This is a genomic window from Streptomyces sp. NPDC107559, from assembly GCF_055657365.1.
Window position 1 is genome coordinate 214,640 of sequence record NZ_JBVKBD010000006.1, and the last position, 12,626, is coordinate 227,265.

Genomic DNA, 12,626 nt, shown 5'->3' on the forward strand with positions numbered 1-12,626 from the left:
GCCGTACGGCGACCTGGTCGTTCTCCACCAGACGGGGCACCTGGGTGCCGCTGTCCTGGTCGATGAGCTGCGGACGGCCGAGCGGTGGTGCGGCCCGGTGGGAGCGGCCGAGGCGTTCGCTGACGCGACAGCCCATGGACGAATTTCCACCACCTCGGCGAACTCACCCTGCTTATCGGCAACATCACCGACCCGCCCACCGTCCGGATCGCCTGAGGGAAGCGCGAGTGCGGCGTTCCCCGCCCTTCGCCGGCCTGCTTCGACACGCTCCTCCACACCTTCCAGAATCTGGACTGCGCTCTTCCTTTCCCGACGCCACCCCGTAGGCTGGCCCGAGCAGCTGGTTCGCCCCGTCAGCCAGGCGGGGTGTCGCAAGAGGGAACCCGGTGGGAATCCGGGACTGCCCCGCAGCGGTGAGCGGGAACGACCGCCGTCATACGCACTGGGTCCGAGGTACCGGGCCTGGGAAGCGACGGCCACTAGGTGTCCTCCGTCAAGGAGGGTGTGCCCGCGAGTCCGAAGACCTGCCAACTGCCCGTGCGCGGACCACTCCGCGCGCGGACACCCCGGTGACCTCGAGGGCGGGTCGGCGTACACACCAGACGGAACGACCGTGGCTTTGCCGCGCGGGGTCGTGGCCGTCCGGTTCGTCATTCCCTTCGCGCTCTCACCCCGTCTCCGGGATCTCAGGGATTCATCTCGCGAAGGAGATCTCCGTGACCAGCAAGTCCGCAGCCGCGGCAGCACGGGCCACCGTGTACGGCTACCCCCGCCAGGGTCAGAACCGAGAGCTGAAGAAGGCGATCGAGGGCTACTGGAAGGGCCGCGTCACCGCCGACGCCCTCCACGCCACCGCCGCCGAGCTCCGCCGGAGCAACCTGCGCTCACTCGCCGACGCCGGCATCCACGAGGTGCCCACCGGCGACTTCTCGTACTACGACCACGTGCTCGACACGACCGTCATGGTGGGCGCCGTCCCCGATCGGCACCGTGCCGCCGTCGAGGCCGACGCGACGGACGGCTATTTCGCGATGGCCCGCGGCACCCAGGAGGTCGCGCCGCTGGAGATGACCAAGTGGTTCGACACCAACTACCACTACCTGGTCCCCGAACTGGGTCCCGACACCGTCTTCGCGGCCGACTCCACCAAGCAGGTCACCGAGCTGAAGGAAGCCCTCGCCCAGGGCCTCACGCCCCGACCCGTGCTCGTCGGCCCCCTCACCTACCTCCTGCTCGCCAAGCCCGCCCCGGGCGTGGCCGCGGACTTCGAGCCGCTGACCCTGCTGGACCGTCTCCTGCCCGTGTACGCCGAAGTGCTCGCCGACCTGCGCGCGGCCGGCGCGGAGTGGACCCAGCTCGACGAGCCCGCCCTCGTTCAGGACCGCACCCCGGCCGAGCTGAACGCCGCCGAGCGTGCCTACCGCGAGCTGGGCGCCCTCACCGACCGGCCCAAGCTGCTGCTCGCCTCCTACTTCGACCGCCTCGGCGACGCCCTGCCGGTGCTGGCCAAGGCACCGGTCGAGGGACTCGCCCTCGACTTCACCGAGGCCGCGGCCGGCAATCTGGACGCCCTCGCCTCCGTCGGCGGACTTCCCGGCAAGCGCCTGGTCGCCGGTGTCGTCAACGGCCGCAACATCTGGATCAACGACCTCCAGAAGTCCCTGTCCACCCTCGGCACCCTGCTCGGGCTCGCCGACCGTGTCGACGTCGCCGCCTCCTGCTCCCTGCTGCACGTCCCGCTAGACGCGTCCGCGGAGCGGGACATCGACCCGCAGATCCAGCGCTGGCTGGCCTTCGCCCGGCAGAAGACCGCCGAGATCGTCACCCTCGCCAAGGGCCTCGCCCAGGGCACCGACGCCATCACCGGTGAACTCGCCGCCAACCGCGCCGACCTCGCCTCCCGCGCCACGTCACCCATCACCCGCGACCCCGCCGTCCGATCCCGTGCCGAGGCCGTGACGGCCGAAGACGCCCGTCGCTCCCAGCCGTACCCCGAGCGGGCCGCCGCCCAGCGCGCCCACCTCGGCCTGCCGCTGCTGCCGACCACCACCATCGGCTCGTTCCCACAGACGACCGAGTTGCGGACCGCCCGCGCGGACCTGCGCGCCAATCGGATCGACACGGCCGGATACGAGGAGCGCATCAAGGCCGAGATCCGGGAGGTCATCTCCTTCCAGGAGAAGACCGGCATCGACGTCCTGGTGCACGGCGAGGCCGAACGCAACGACATGGTCCAGTACTTCGCCGAACAGCTCACCGGCTACCTCGCCACCCAGCACGGCTGGGTCCAGTCCTACGGCACCCGCTACGTCCGCCCGCCGATCCTGGCCGGCGACATCTCCCGCCCCGAGCCGATGACGGTGCGCTGGACGACGTACGCCCAGTCGCTGAGCGACCGTCCCGTCAAGGGCATGCTCACCGGACCGGTCACCATGCTTGCCTGGTCCTTCGTCCGCGACGACCAGCCCCTCGGCGACACCGCACGACAGGTCGCCCTCGCCCTGCGCGACGAGGTGAACGATCTGGAGGCCGCCGGCACCTCGGTCATCCAGGTCGACGAACCGGCGCTGCGCGAGACGCTGCCGCTGCGGACCATCGACCACGCCGCGTACCTGACCTGGGCGACCGAGGCGTTCAGGCTCAGCACGAGCGGGGTGCGGCCGGACACCCAGATCCACACCCACATGTGCTACGCCGAGTTCGGGGACATCGTCCAGGCCATCGACGACCTCGACGCCGACGTCATCAGTCTGGAGGCCGCCCGCTCCCACATGCAGGTCGCCCGGGAACTCGCCGCCCACGGCTACCCGCGCGAAGCCGGACCGGGTGTCTACGACATCCACTCCCCGCGCGTCCCCAGCGCCGAGGAGGCCGCCGACCTGCTGCGCACCGGCCTGAAGGCCATCCCCGCCGAGCGCCTGTGGGTCAACCCCGACTGCGGCCTGAAGACCCGCGGCTGGCCGGAGACCCGCGCCTCCCTGGAGAACCTGGTCGCGGCGGCCCGCACCGTCCGGGGCGAACTGCCCGCGTCCTGATCCGCATCGTGGGGGGCCGGGACGCTCGCGGCGTCCCGGCCCCGTCCCACCGCACCGCACCGCACCGTCAGAACCAAGGCAGAGAGGAGGCTGTTGGTGCGCGGTAAACCGCGACAGGTCGTCGTGGACGGCAGGCCCATGGTCGCCATGTCGGAGAAGCAGTTCGAAAGCCTGCTGGCCATGCGCAGACAGCTCGGCAGCCAGACCGCCAGGATGCGGATGCTGCGGGACACGCTGGCCGATCTGGGCGAGTTCCTGGACTCCGTGGCCGAGGCGCTCGACGCATCACCCGAGCCACCGGAGATCACACCGCCCCCTTCCGGCCCCGCACATCCCCGGGCGGCTCTCGTCACGGAGATACGCCGACGCGCACAACAGGCACGCGCCATCAACGGGGCAGGACGCACTCCCAGGCACTGGAACCCGTCCGACCATACCAGGACTTAGGCTTACCTAAGTCTCGCGCGCGACACAACATCTGGGATGCGGGCACTCGCGAACTTCTAGATGCAGTGTTGGCGTTGCTGGTGGTTCGCCGAGCACTCCTGTGGTCGGCCTCGCAAGAGGGAACCCGGTGCAAGAGCGGGACTGCCCCGCAGCGGTGAGCGGGAACGACCGCCGTCCTACGCACTGGACCCGACGTACCGGGCCTGGGAAGCGACGGCCAGGTCGCGTCCCTGTTGTCGTCGCTGCTGCTGTACGCGGGCTTCTACCTCCCACTGCACTTCGCCACCCACGCCCTGCTCACCAACACGGCCGATATGATCCGCCTGATCCTGCGCGACAAAGGCCGTGCACGGCTACTACTCCGGCTACAAGTACCAGCGCGGTCTGGAGAAGCTCGACGCCGCCGGGCAGGAGGAGATGCGGGCGTTCACATACGGCCTTCTGGAGGAGCTGTACCCGCTGGAACTCCACTACTCCGGCGAGCTGTACGAGCCCCTCGGGCTCATGGACGACGTCGCCGTCTTCGTCCGCTACAACGCCAACAAGGCGCTGATGAACCTCGGCTACCCGGCCCGCTTCGGCGCGGAGGAGACCGAGGTGAACCCGGAGATCCTCGCGGCGCTGTCCCCAGGCGCGGACGAGAACCACGACTTCTTCTCCGGTTCCGGCTCCTCGTACGTCATGGGCAAGGCGGAGGACACCGCCGACGACGACTGGGACTTCTGAGCGACCGAGCGCGGTGATCTCGTCGAACACCGCGCTCCGGTCGGGCTGGTCATGCCGGGACGGGGTCCGGCTCCTGTGAGGCGGTGGGGGCATCCGGACTTACGGGGTTGAGCAGGCGTTCCGCCAGGGGCCCGAAGATCAGACCGATGGCCGTCCAGAGGATGAGCTGTGCGCCGACCGAGTAGAAGCGGAAGGCGAACAGTACGTCGGCCGGAAAGCCCGGGAAGACCATGTTGCCCCTGGAGTCGGTCAGCGGCTGCGGGGTCTCGGTGGCATGGTTGCCGTAGTTGGCCTTGTTGTACGAGAGGTGGCCGAGCGGCGGCAGGAGCAGCATGACGATCCCGATGGCGACGACGAACGCCGCACCCGCGAGGAGGCTGGCGTTCCAGTTGCCGAACCGAGCCTGGAGCCTCTTGCCCAGGTAGACGGCTCCCGCGAGGAAGGCGACCGAGCAGACGACCATGATCAGGTACAGGCCGCTGCGCTGCTGGATGGTCTCTTCGTGGCCGATCGCGGGCGGGTTGGCCGGGTACTTCAGGAACGGCACCATATACATGCCGAGGAACCCGCCGCCGGCGACGAGCAGCGCCAGGCTGCGTGCACGCAGCCCGCCGGTACGACCCAGGCAGATGGTGTAGGCGACCGCGAACAGGGCGCCCATCGCCATCCCGAAGAAGACGATGCCGATACCGATGCCGACGTTGGCCTGGACGGTGCGGCTGAACAGGTCCGGGCCCGCGGCTTCGACGTGCAAGCCCGCTGCCTTGTCCAGGGCGTTCTGCGCGGCGTCACGGCCGCTCTCGTAGTCGATGGCCTTGGCGATCTGCGGCTCGGCGAAAATCCGCGCGAAGACGAAGGCGAGCAGGCCCGCGACCGCGCCGGCGAGGACGCCGCGCAGTATGAGCTTCTTTTCCATGTCGAGTCGTCCGTACGTCCGGGTGCCGGCGAGGTCAGTGGCAGGGGAAGCCGAGGAAGTGGCGGGCGTCGTGGACGAACTCGTGCACGTGCATGTCGTTGCCGAACACCGACACGGCGCCCTGGTCGACACCGATGAAGTAGTAGACGGCCAGCGCGATCAGCGCGGTTCCGACCAGCCACAGGACCGACTTCGAGACCGGCAGGACGACCGGAGTGGACGCCGGGCGGGGCGTGGAAATGCTGCTCAAGGTGTGCCCTCCTTCGGGGATCGTGCGTCCCGTTGCCTGTTCGGGGGGAGTGAGGGCTCAGTGTCTGACTCGCCTGCCGCCTCGCGGCGGCCGGCTCACAGTGGCGCGACCGTGCTGGAATCCCACCAGCTTCCTTATGCCTTCACTACAAAAGGACCGTAGGACCCGTTTCTCCGGACCGTCAATCAAGCGCGTCCCAAATCGGCGTCGGAGCAGTGGGGCCGTGCATTCCTGGGAGCCGCTCCTACGAGGCCACCGGTACCGCCCGCTGTTCCTGCCCGGCGTAAGAAGCCAGTGGGCGGATCAGGGAGTTGTGGGCGAGCTGTTCGGTGATGTGGGCGGTCCAGCCGGTGATACGGCTCATCACGAAGATCGGGGTGAAGGCGGGAATGTCGAAACCCATGAGGTGGTAGGCGAGGCCGGCCGGATAGTCCAGGTTGGGATGGATGCCCTTACGGGTGATCATGGCGTGCCGCAGGGCCGCGTGCAGGGTGGCGAGCTGGGTCACCTCGGCGTCGGCGGCACGCGCCACCAAGCGATCGAGGGCGTCCTGCATGATCGGGACACGGGAGTCGCCGTGCTTGTACACGCGGTGGCCGAAGCCCATGATCTTCCGCTTCGAAGCCATCGCCTCGTCCAGCCATGCCTCGGCCCCCTGCGGGTCGCCGATCTCGAGCAGCATGTGCATCACGGCCTCGTTGGCGCCTCCGTGCAGCGGACCCTTGAGCGCCCCGATCGCGGCGGTGACCGCGCTGTAGAGGTCGGAGAGAGTGGAGGTGACGACGCGTGCGGTGAACGTCGAGGCGTTGAAGCTGTGTTCGGCGTACAGCACGAGGGAGATCTCGAAGCAGCGGACCACGTCCGGGTCCGGCACGCTGCCGAAGCACATGTGGAAGAAGTTCTCGGCGTACCCGAGGGAGGGGTCGGGCGGGATCGGTGCCAGACCCCGGCGGCGGCGCTGGTCGGCGGCGACGACGGTGGGCAGCTTCGCCAGCAGGGTGAGGGACTTGGCGCGGTTGGCGGCGAGGCTGCCGTCGTCCTCCGTGGGGTCCTCGGCGCCGAAGAAGCTGACGGCGGTGCGTAGGACGTCCATGGGGTGGCAGGTCCCGGGCAGCCGGATCAGCAGTTCGAGCGTGGTGCGGTCCAGGGGACGCAGGGCGCGTTCACGGGCCTGGAAGTCGCGCAGCTGTGCGGTGTCGGGGAGTTCGCCGTACCAGAGCAGGTAGGCCACCTCTTCGAAGGAGCGGCGAGCGGCCAGGTCCTGGACGGGATAGCCGCGGTAGGTGAGGGAGTTGGTCTCCTGGATGACGGTGGAGATCTCGGTGGTGTCGACGACGACACCAGCAAGGCCGCGGTGGATCTCGGGCACGGTGGTGGTCATGGGGTGCCTGCCTTCGTGGGTCAGGAGCCGGATCAGTTTCCGGGCGGGAGGGTGAAATCGAAGACGGCCGAGTCGAAGGCCGAGTACTCCTCGTAGCCGAGGAGTTCGTACAACCGGGAGCGGCTCTGCATGCGCGGCAACAGGGACTTCTGGGTGCCCTCAGCGGCGATCGTGCGCAGCCCGTCCTCGATCGCGCCCATGGCGATGCGTAGCAGCGTGACCGGGTAGAGGGCGATGTTGTAGCCGAGGTTCTCCAGGGTGACCACGTCGAGCGACGGGGTCTTGCCGAACTCGGTCAGATTGGCGAGCAGCGGCACGTCGACGGCCTTGCGGAACGCCTCGTACTCGGAGACGTCGGTCAGCGCTTCGGGGAAGATCGCGTCGGCGCCGGCGTCGACGTATGCCTTCGCCCGGTCGATCGCGGCGTCCAGCCCCTCGACCGAGCGGGCGTCGGTGCGGGCCATCAGCAGGAAGTCGGGGTCCCGGCGGGCGTCGACCGCCGCGCGGACACGGCGGACCATCTCCTCCCTGGGCGTGACGCTCTTTCCGTCGAGGTGACCGCAGCGTTTGGGGTTGACCTGGTCCTCCAGGTGCAGTCCCGCCAGGCCGGCGTCCTCCATGAGCTGGACGGTGCGTGCCACATTCATCGGCTCTCCGAAGCCGGTGTCCGCGTCGATCAGGACGGGCAGGTCGGTGACGCGGGTCGTCTGCTGGGCGCGGACGGCGATCTCGGTGGAGGTGGTCAGGCCGATGTCGGGAAGGCCCAGATCGGCGGCGAGTACCGCGCCCGACAGGTAGACCGCGTCGAAGCCGGTGTCCTGGATGAGGCGGGCGGACAGCGGGTTGATCGCGCCGGGGATACGCAGCAGCCGGCCCGAGGTCAGCTGCTCGCGGAAGGTCCGGCGGCGCCCGGCGGGGGTGGTCCGCGTGTGCAGCGCCATCAGAACAGTCCCTTCGGAAGGCTCGCGTCGTACGCGGTGACGGCCTCGGTGTCGGCGGCCGGGAACAGGCCGTCCAGGCCGCCAGCGGTGAGCTCGGCAAGACGCGCGGCGGTGTCGAGGAACGCGTCCTGTGCGGACTCGGTGACGATGCCCTCGGCGAGGGTGCGGAACTTCCGGGCATAGGCGGGGCGGTCGAAGGGGCGGGCACCGGCCGGGTGGGCGTCGGCGACGGCCAGCTCGTCCTCGATCACCGAACCGTCGTCGAGAGTGATCACCGCGCGTCCGCCGAAGGCCCGGCGGTCCGGGTCGGGGTCGTGGTAGCGGCGGGTCCACTCCGGGTCCTCCACCGTCGTGATCTTCCGCCACAGGTCGACGGTCTCCCGGCGCTGGGCGCGCTCGGGGGTGTAGGAACGCTCGTGGTGCCAGGCCCCGTCCTCCAGCGCGACGGCGAAGATGTACGGCACGGAATGGTCGAGCGTTTCGCGGCTGGCCGTCGGGTCGTACTTCTGCGGATCTTTCGCACCGGAGCCGATCACGTGGTGGGTGTGGTGGCTGGTGTGGAGGACGATCGAGCGGACGTGATCAAGGGAGCCGATCTTCTCCCGCAGGCGCCGGGCGAGGTCGATGATCGCCTGGGCCTGGTACTCGGCGGAGTGCTGCTTGGTGTAGGTGTCGAGGATCGCCCGCCGCGGTTCGCCCGCCTCCGGGAGCAGGACCGTGTAGTCGGACTCTGGGCCGTTGAGCATCCAGGCCAGGAAGCCGTCCTCGCCCTCGTAGATCGGGGACGGGGAGGTCTCGCCGCGCATCGCTCGGTCGACGGCCTCGATGGCGGCCTTGCCGGAGAAGGCGGGCGCGTACGCCTTCCAGCTGGAGATCTCGCCCTTGCGGGACTGCCGGGTCGCGGTCGTGGTGTGCACGGCCTGCTGGACCGCCTGGTACACCGTCTCGGTCGGTAGCCGCAGCATCGCTCCCAGGCCGCCGGCGGTGGCGGCGCTGAGGTGGGCCACGTGGTCGACGCGGTGCTCGTGCAGGCAGATGCCCTTGACCAGGGCGACATGGATCTCGTAGGCGGCTATGACCCCGCGCAGGAGATCGGCGCCGGTGCGGCCGGTGTGCTGGGCGACGGCCAGCAGGGGCGGGATGTTGTCGCCGGGGTGAGAATAGTCGGCCGCCAGGTAGGTGTCGTGGAAGTCCAGTTCGCGGACCGCGGTGCCGTTCGCCCAGGCCGCCCACTCCGGGGAGACCCGGGCCCCGGTTCCGAAGACGGAGGCGCCGGGAGTGGCACCGCGATGGGCGGTGGCCTGGACACGGGCGACGGCGACCGGACGGCGCAGCAGGGAGGCGACGGCGACCGAGGCGTTGTCGATCACCCTGTTGACGGCCATGGCGGCGCTGTCGGTGTCCAGTTCCTCGGTGCCGGTGGCCATGGCGGCGAGCTTCCAGGCGAGCTGGTCCTCGCGGGGCAGCCGGTCGGCGCTGGGGTGGACACGGACGTGGTGCTCGATCACGGGGCTCCTCGCGGGTACGGACGATCCTTGTCAGTGCTGACGTGATCGACAGTGCCCGCTGGGAGGCCGCCCGGCCACCCCTCCAATCTGCGGAATCCCTCCATCTCGAAGCTGCGAATCTGCGAAAGCTGCGAAGAACGCGGATGCTATGTTCGCAAGCAGCCCCTACCGGAATGTCTCCAGTTCCCGGCTTGCAACAAGGATGTGCGCCATGCCCCGAGGAGCAGCCGACCGCAAGGTCTACGCCCACGCCAAGCTGCGACGACTGCGCCGCGAGCACGGCATGAACCAGGTCGAGATGGCCCGCGCCCTCGGCATCTCCACCAGCTACGCCAACCAGATCGAACAGAGCCAGCGCCCGCTGACCGCATCCGTGCTGCTGCGGATCGCGGAGGTCTTCGGAGTCGACGCCGAGTTCTTCTCCGATGCCGACGAGGACCGGCTCGCCGCCGACCTGCGGGCGGCGATCGCCGACGAGGCGTGCGCAGTGGCGCCACTCGCCCCCGAGGAGGTCGCCGAGGCCGCCCGCGACCACCCCGACGTGGCGCGCGCCCTGGTCGCCCTGCACCGCCGCTACCGCGACACGGTCGAGCAGGCCGCCGCCCTCGGATCGCCGGGACCGACCGGCGGTCTGCTGGCTCCCGCCGAGCCGCACGACGAGGTACGGGACTTCTTCTACGCCCACCACAACCACTTCGAGCCGCTCGACACCGAAGCCGAACGGACCGCCGAGACAATCGACCTGCGTCCGGGCAAAGCGGCCGATCCGCTGACGGCGCTGCTCGCCGAGCGCCACGATGTCCGCGTCGTCCAGGCCGCACCGGGGCGGCCCGGGGAGGCGCGTCGCTTCGCTCCCGAAACCGGACTTCTGTTCCTGTCACCCTGGCTCAGCGACGGCCAACGCGCCTTCCAGCTGGCCACCCAGCTCGCCCTGCTGGAGCACGGCCCACTCCTCGACCAGCTGGCGGGCAGCGCCACACAACTGACCGCGCCGGAGTCGCCCGCGCTGGCGCGTATCGGGCTGGCCAACTATTTCGCGGGTGCGCTCCTCATGCCGTACACCGCCTTCCACACGTTGGCCGAGGAGGTGCGCTACGACATCGAGCTGCTCTCTGCCCGCTTCGGCGTCGGCTTCGAGACGGTCTGCCATCGCCTGAGCACCCTCCAGCGCACCGGCCGCCGGGGGGTGCCCTTCTCCTTCCTGCGCGTCGACCGGGCCGGGAACATCTCCAAGCGGCAGTCCGCCACCGACTTCCACTTCTCCCGGCTCGGCGGCACCTGTCCTCTGTGGACCGTGTACGAGGCGTTCTCCGCCCCCGGCCGGATACTGACCCAGGTCGCCGAGATGCCGGACGGCAAGCGGTACTTCTGGGTCGCCCGCACCATCACGCGAGGGGGCTTCGGCCATCACGCCCCGCGCGCCGAGTTCGCCGTCGCGCTCGGCTGCGAACTGCGCCACGCGCACCGGCTCGTCTACGCCGAAGGCGTTGCCCTCGACGACCCGCGCGCGGCGACCCCGATCGGCCTCGGCTGCCGGATCTGCGAACGCCGTGATTGCGCGCAGCGGGCCCGCCCACCGGCCGGCGGACGGTTGGCCGTCGATCCGGACCGGCGCACTTACGTGCCGTACCCGGTGGAGAGCGCTCCGGTCTGACGGAGCCGGCATCATGCGGGGGTTCTGGTACCCCGTCTCCGTCGCCGTGCCGGTGGAACGCCTGTGCCTCAGCGACAACGGAAGCTGGGTGACCGTCTGTCGGCGAAGGCGGGCATGCCCTCATTCTGGTCGGCGCTGGTGAACTGGACGGCGTTTCGAAAATCGGACGCTCTCGGTAGGCGTGGTCTCCAAGGCGCGACCCGTGATGCCAGCCCTGTCCGCTCCGCCCGGCGGCGTCCATCCCGATCAGCCACAGCTCCATGCCGGGCCCCCAACGGTCGGACGCCGGGAGCCGCCCGACACCGGGTATCACACCGAGCTTTGTCCCAGACTGGCCGGAGACGTCGGCGGCGGCGAGCAGGATGTCACAGAGCACGGCCAACTCGCAGCCGCCGCCAAGCAAGTAACCGGCAACGGCCGCGACGGTCGGCGTCCGCCGCTTACCGAGCCGGTCCCGGTCGGTGAGATACATGTCCATGTGCCCCTGCTGCTCCGGCCGGCGCCCGGCAGCGGAGCGCCTTCCGAGAAGACGTGGTTGAGGGATGCCTGCCCGAACAGGAGCCACGGCCTTTGACGCTCGCCGATTGACGCGGCCCGGTCATATGTGGTCGCATGACGCGCTTTCACTTCAGCACCCCAGGGGAAGCCGGTCGAACTCCGGCGCTGACCCGCAACCGTAGGCCCCCTCATGGCGGGCGAGCCGGAACACCTGGACTGAAGTCCCATTCAAGCGCCGTCGTGGACTGCGGTGCGGACCGGTTGCCGTGCTGCCTGCTGCGTGCTGCCTTCCCGCTCCTTTGTCGCCGACGGCCGACACGGAAGGCTCCGCTGATGAACTCCACCAAGCGTCCCACCACCGGACGTACGGCTTCCCGCACGCTGGTCGCCGCCGCGCTGGCCATGGCCGCCACGGGCGTCACCGTGACCGCCGCCTCGCCCGCGTCCGCCGACCCGCTGGCCAGTTGCACACCGACCAAGGGCGCGATCGTCGCGGTCGACTTCGCTCCCTGGGGTGGCTCCGTGGTGCGTGGGTGCGACGCCAGCCCCACGACGGGGTACAACCTGCTGCACAACGGCGGCTTCACGACCGCGGGAACGCAGCACGACGGGCCCGCTTTCATCTGCCGCATCGGCAACTCCGGTTTCAACAGCGGCACTCAGTACCCGACTCCGACACAGGACGCCTGTGTGCGCACGCCTCCGGCCTCCGCCTACTGGTCGTACTGGATCGCCCCCGCCGGACAGACCACCTGGACCTACAGCCCGCTCGGCGCCATGGGAGACAAGCCGAAGGCCGGGGAGGTCGAGGCCTGGGTCTACGGCTCGACCAGCATCGACGGGACCACCGGGAAGCCCAAGTTCACCCCGGCCTCCGTCCGCGCTCAGTGACAGAACGCCGAGGGTGGCGGACCCGGGCCAAGTCCCGGGCGTGCCACCCTCGGCCACCTGCGCGTTGGCTGACGACGCGCCGTGCTGCCCAGCAGCGTTCCCGAAGCCTCACCTCGCTGACGGTCACTCACGGTGGTGCGTTGACGTGGGCCGATGGGCGTGGTGTCATATCCTGCTTTTCGTTTCAGCGATCAGGGGAAGCCGGTCGAACTCCGGCGCTGACCCGCAACCGTGGGCCCGTCGACAGACGGGCGAGCCGGATCACCTGCGTTGAAACCGTTACACGATCCAACACCGTCGAGGTCTGCGGTGTGGAGCGGGCCGCCGGATCACCTGCCGCGCCTTCGCCTCCGCGCACGCGTCGCTCGCGATCGACCGA

At 69.7% G+C, this 12,626-nt stretch carries 9 protein-coding genes, 3 pseudogenes and 5 riboswitches; of the genes and pseudogenes, 5 read left to right on the top strand and 7 right to left on the bottom strand.

Going from position 1 to position 12,626, the window contains the following annotated elements:
• Positions 1-16: 16 nt before the first annotated feature.
• Positions 17-136, bottom strand: a pseudogene (locus ACZ7OY_RS20200) (short-chain fatty acyl-CoA regulator family protein); the annotation flags it as partial.
• A 188-nt stretch (positions 137-324) separates the two neighbouring features.
• Positions 325-546, top strand: a riboswitch (cobalamin riboswitch).
• 170 nt (positions 547-716) lie between these two features.
• Here ACZ7OY_RS20200 and metE point away from each other — a divergent pair.
• From metE to ACZ7OY_RS20215, 3 genes are all read left to right on the top strand, one after another.
• Positions 717-3,035 (top strand): 5-methyltetrahydropteroyltriglutamate--homocysteine S-methyltransferase, encoded by a 2,319-nt coding sequence (gene metE, locus ACZ7OY_RS20205; protein ID WP_471912608.1) that lies wholly within the window; start codon positions 717-719, stop codon positions 3,033-3,035.
• Between the two features lie 96 nt (positions 3,036-3,131).
• Positions 3,132-3,482, top strand: a complete 351-nt coding sequence (locus tag ACZ7OY_RS20210; RefSeq protein WP_471912609.1) for a hypothetical protein — start codon at positions 3,132-3,134, stop codon at positions 3,480-3,482.
• Between the two features lie 84 nt (positions 3,483-3,566).
• Positions 3,567-3,749: riboswitch (cobalamin riboswitch) on the top strand.
• A 78-nt stretch (positions 3,750-3,827) separates the two neighbouring features.
• Positions 3,828-4,208: a ribonucleotide-diphosphate reductase subunit beta gene (locus ACZ7OY_RS20215; protein WP_471912610.1), complete on the top strand. Its 381-nt coding sequence runs from the start codon at positions 3,828-3,830 to the stop codon at positions 4,206-4,208.
• 49 nt (positions 4,209-4,257) lie between these two features.
• Here ACZ7OY_RS20215 and ACZ7OY_RS20220 read toward each other — a convergent pair whose 3' ends face one another.
• The 5 genes from ACZ7OY_RS20220 to ACZ7OY_RS20240 form a co-directional block, all read right to left on the bottom strand.
• Positions 4,258-5,124: a CbtA family protein gene (locus ACZ7OY_RS20220; RefSeq protein WP_471912611.1), complete on the bottom strand. Its 867-nt coding sequence runs from the start codon at positions 5,122-5,124 to the stop codon at positions 4,258-4,260.
• 34 nt (positions 5,125-5,158) lie between these two features.
• Positions 5,159-5,374, bottom strand: a complete 216-nt coding sequence (locus tag ACZ7OY_RS20225) for a CbtB domain-containing protein (RefSeq protein ID WP_471912612.1) — start codon at positions 5,372-5,374, stop codon at positions 5,159-5,161.
• 37 nt (positions 5,375-5,411) lie between these two features.
• Positions 5,412-5,550: riboswitch (cobalamin riboswitch) on the bottom strand.
• Positions 5,551-5,618: 68 nt separating this feature from the next.
• The gene (locus ACZ7OY_RS20230; RefSeq protein ID WP_471912613.1) at positions 5,619-6,755 is read right to left on the bottom strand and encodes a bifunctional 2-methylcitrate synthase/citrate synthase; all 1,137 of its coding nucleotides are present in this window, start codon (positions 6,753-6,755) and stop codon (positions 5,619-5,621) included.
• Between the two features lie 32 nt (positions 6,756-6,787).
• Positions 6,788-7,696 carry a methylisocitrate lyase gene (gene prpB, locus ACZ7OY_RS20235; protein WP_471912614.1) on the bottom strand — a complete coding sequence of 303 codons (909 nt, stop codon included), beginning with the start codon at positions 7,694-7,696 and terminating at the stop codon, positions 6,788-6,790.
• Positions 7,696-9,204 (bottom strand): MmgE/PrpD family protein, encoded by a 1,509-nt coding sequence (locus ACZ7OY_RS20240; protein ID WP_471912615.1) that lies wholly within the window; start codon positions 9,202-9,204, stop codon positions 7,696-7,698. The genes prpB and ACZ7OY_RS20240 overlap by 1 nt, the downstream gene beginning before the upstream one ends.
• A 211-nt stretch (positions 9,205-9,415) precedes the next feature.
• On the opposite strand from ACZ7OY_RS20240, the gene ACZ7OY_RS20245 reads away from it, so the two are divergent.
• Complete coding sequence (locus ACZ7OY_RS20245; RefSeq protein ID WP_471912616.1) at positions 9,416-10,858, top strand: short-chain fatty acyl-CoA regulator family protein; 1,443 nt, start codon at positions 9,416-9,418, stop codon at positions 10,856-10,858.
• A 349-nt stretch (positions 10,859-11,207) separates the two neighbouring features.
• Here the strand turns inward: ACZ7OY_RS20245 and ACZ7OY_RS20250 are convergent.
• A pseudogene (locus ACZ7OY_RS20250) lies at positions 11,208-11,336 on the bottom strand (enoyl-CoA hydratase-related protein); the annotation flags it as partial.
• 162 nt (positions 11,337-11,498) lie between these two features.
• A riboswitch (cobalamin riboswitch) is annotated at positions 11,499-11,568 on the top strand.
• 121 nt (positions 11,569-11,689) lie between these two features.
• Here ACZ7OY_RS20250 and ACZ7OY_RS20255 point away from each other — a divergent pair.
• Positions 11,690-12,241 (top strand): annotated as a pseudogene (locus ACZ7OY_RS20255) (prenyltransferase/squalene oxidase repeat-containing protein); the annotation flags it as partial.
• Positions 12,242-12,409: 168 nt separating this feature from the next.
• A riboswitch (cobalamin riboswitch) is annotated at positions 12,410-12,534 on the top strand.
• Positions 12,535-12,626 lie beyond the last annotated feature (92 nt).